The organism is Endozoicomonas sp. YOMI1 (assembly GCF_024606345.1).
Lineage (GTDB): Bacteria > Pseudomonadota > Gammaproteobacteria > Pseudomonadales > Endozoicomonadaceae > Endozoicomonas.
In genome coordinates this window covers 1-3013 of the sequence record NZ_JAHHPM010000196.1, presented here as the reverse complement: position 1 = coordinate 3013, position 3013 = coordinate 1, and the positions used below count along the sequence as shown (strand labels likewise).

The 3013-nt window shown below is 47.6% G+C and carries 2 protein-coding genes and 1 pseudogene; all 3 read right to left on the bottom strand.

From position 1 onward, the window contains the following. Positions 1-466 precede the first annotated feature (466 nt). Positions 467-1030, bottom strand: coding sequence for a hypothetical protein (locus KDK15_RS06885; RefSeq protein WP_257294629.1), 564 nt, complete (start codon positions 1028-1030; stop codon positions 467-469). Between the two features lie 2 nt (positions 1031-1032). Then, positions 1033-2742: a hypothetical protein gene (locus KDK15_RS06880; protein ID WP_257294628.1), complete on the bottom strand. Its 1710-nt coding sequence runs from the start codon at positions 2740-2742 to the stop codon at positions 1033-1035. A gap of 58 nt (positions 2743-2800) precedes the next feature. Beyond that, positions 2801-2929: pseudogene (locus KDK15_RS06875) on the bottom strand (transposase); the annotation flags it as partial. Positions 2930-3013: the final 84 nt, after the last annotated feature.

Sequence of the window (3013 nt, the reverse complement as noted above, 5' to 3'; positions counted from 1 at the left end):
AATTCTGGTGACAAACAGAACACTGGCAGAAATGGGCTGTCAGCAGAATCTGTTCTACGTGCCGGATTGTTAAAAACGTATCTGGACTGCGATTACGACTACCTGTCATTTGTTCTTATGGACTCATTAGTCTTCCGCGATTTTTGACGCCTGGAACCGAACCAGCAACCAAGTCGATCCAGTCTGCATGGATTGATTAGCCAGTTAAGGAAATATGTCGTTTGCTTAAACGAGGGCAGCTGCTGACAATCTCAACGCTTTATGAATATACCCACCACAATCGGGCTATCAAAGCCGCAGTAAGGCAATGCATTTACGCGGGTAAAAAAGATGAAAGGCTGGAGTTTTATAAGAGGCTTCTGAAGTTAACTCAGAAATCCCGAAAAGTATAATAGAAGCCACATTCAAGGTCGAAAATGCTCGCCAACAGGGTGAATGTGTCCATGAAGGCGATTTTACCTGAACATTAAACCTGTTTGCCGGTTAGCCAGTCAGCAGCTGCTTCCAGTGGGTTGGCGGCCATTTCCCATTTCACTTTCTCTCCGGACTGCTTGATGATTCCCCAGTGTCCGGGTTGAAAGAATGAACGACAGATAACCAGTTTTTCATCGGCTGCCAGATGGTTGGTTGCTACAGAGTCCTGACAGGCAATGTAAAGCTGGCTGGTGAGGTCATAGTCCACAATCTGTTTTTCCTGCCAGCCTTCCGGCGTTTCCGGTAGACCATCCTGAAACAGCACTGCAATGTGTTGATCAATCATGTAGTAGTGCATTGCTCTGGAAGAAAAACCATGACCGGATACGCCAAAGACGACCATGCGTGGGCACTGACCAGTTAGTAACTGGTTCAGGTAGAACTGGAAATGATAGGGGTCGGGCAGGGAGGGGTCTGTCGTGAACAGTGCCGAATGGGGGATTTGCTGAAGTTTAACGATAAATTTGTGATGTAACGGTGGACAGGGCAGTCCCTCGCTGGTCAGGAGTGCAACAGCCGATTGATAACAGTTACGGCCCCGTTCGTGCTCAAACATAGCTATAAACCTCTGGTTTGTCCCTGGACGGATAATAGATAGCTGTCGGGTGCATAGCGGCGCTGGAATTGCGCAGCATTCAATCCTGTTGACGGATCTTTCCATTGTTGCCAGTTCTCAATAACCCGGCCATTGCTTGCCAGCCTGGAGGCATGGCTCTGCAGTTCTTTCACACGGCTGACCGTAGACTCTGCTTCCTCTCGGGTTATCAATCCATCCATTTGCTGATGAATCTGCGCCGGAGTGATTGACATCAGTTTCTCATAAACTCTGGCATCAATCACCGAAGGTAACCCTGCGGTACTTCCTGCAAACCGGCGAAACCCCCCGGGCTTTGAAGGGGTGCGTACCTGATGGAGGCCAGGGTAGAAACCCATGTCATTATCAATCAGCGTAACCTTACCGTCTTCCGGATCGATAAACAGGTTGCCTGCATGACGATCCTGTTGGGCACAGATTCCATCAAGCCATTCTGCACTGTTGAGCTGTTCCTGAATCTTTGCTGCTTTCTGAGGCTGGCGATCGTCTTCAACCGGGGTCCAGTTAATTTGGTTAGTACTTTGGTCATAAGGCTTAACACCTTTGGCCACATCCATCAGTACGCCGACTTGTCCGTCGTGAACCGTCAGCTCCATGTTAGGCATCAGTCCGGTTCCCAGCAGGTTGTCAAATTTTGCTGCTGCAAAGTTGCGTGTGGCAAATCTTGGTTTGCTTTTATCTAGATAGTTTTCTGCGCCAGTAATGGAATCAAATGGGCAAGGATCAATAGGGTCATCACCTTTAAAGATTTTTTCGACCACGCCGGTGGTGGTCTGAAACTGGAGTTTAGTAACTGAATGAATAGCACCTGAACCAAACTTTTGATCAGACCCTCGTATCAGATTGCTATCGTTAAAGGAACTGAAATGCTTGACCATAGTAGGCGTCAGGTCGTATCCAAGTCGTTTAAGCTCCATAGCCTGAGTCAGATCCAGTGAGCCTGCAACACTTGAAACTCCTGGATCATCCATAACCTGAAGCATCAGCTTCTGTTCATTATGAAGGCTCTGCAATAACCCGTTCAGTTGTTGGTATTCTGTTGGATGCATCATTCCGCCTTGCTGATGAAGCAGCTGGCTCAGCTGGTTAATACCTTTCTGCAAATTATCAATGACCTGCCTACCCTGCTGCTCAATTTCACCTTTGTTGGCTGATAAGGGTTGCTTAAGGGCTTGACTATGCTGAGAAATATTGATGCTGATCTGACCAAGCTGACCGCCTTTTACCAGTAATGCATGGTTTTGTCCCCAGGGGGTTTTGCCCTGATTATGAGCAGACCACGCTGCATTCATTATGTTTCTGGAGACCTGCTGGGGCTGCTCAAATTGAGCGGTTACCCGCTCCCTGGAAACCAGGTGGCGGTACTTTATATTTTCGTACAGTGCGGCCCCTTCACCCGATGATTTTGGGCGTTGCGGTAGTTGAGCTCTGTTGGATTTTGATGATAATGCGGTTGGGTTGACATGATTTTGTGGAGAAACCATCTTTGCTCCACGCATATGAACAGGTCTTTGGGGGTGCGGGTTAGGTGCTTGTTGATGAAAATGTTTGGTTACCTTATTATTGCGGGCAACGGTACGATTAAAAGCTGCTCCAATTTTTTTTATACGACTTTTGACAGAGTCAGAAAACGACGCATGATTCTGCCGATTGACTCCCTCTAAACCCGCCATACCCTTTCCCTGCTTACAAAAAGCTTTTTTTAATTATGCCAAATAGTATAGCCGACCTTCACCACCCCTTGGTAACATTCCGCCAGCCCAAATAATGTGATAGATATTTTGTGGCAACTCCGTGAAACACCCCTATAATCCACTGTTTCAGGTGACTGTGATATGCATTCACATGCTGAAGGCTGAAGGTGAAAAACACCTTCTAAAATCCGTATCCTAGGAGGCTGTCCGAGAATAGCGCCCGTCTAGGCGACCCCGTAGCGAGGATTGC

Bases quoted from the DNA above. Each gene is read 5' to 3' on its own strand.
- KDK15_RS06885 (WP_257294629.1), bottom strand. From the start codon at position 1,030: ATGTTTGAGCACGAACGGGGCCGTAACTGTTATCAATCGGCTGTTGCA.
- KDK15_RS06880 (WP_257294628.1), bottom strand. From the start codon at position 2,742: ATGGCGGGTTTAGAGGGAGTCAATCGGCAGAATCATGCGTCGTTTTCT.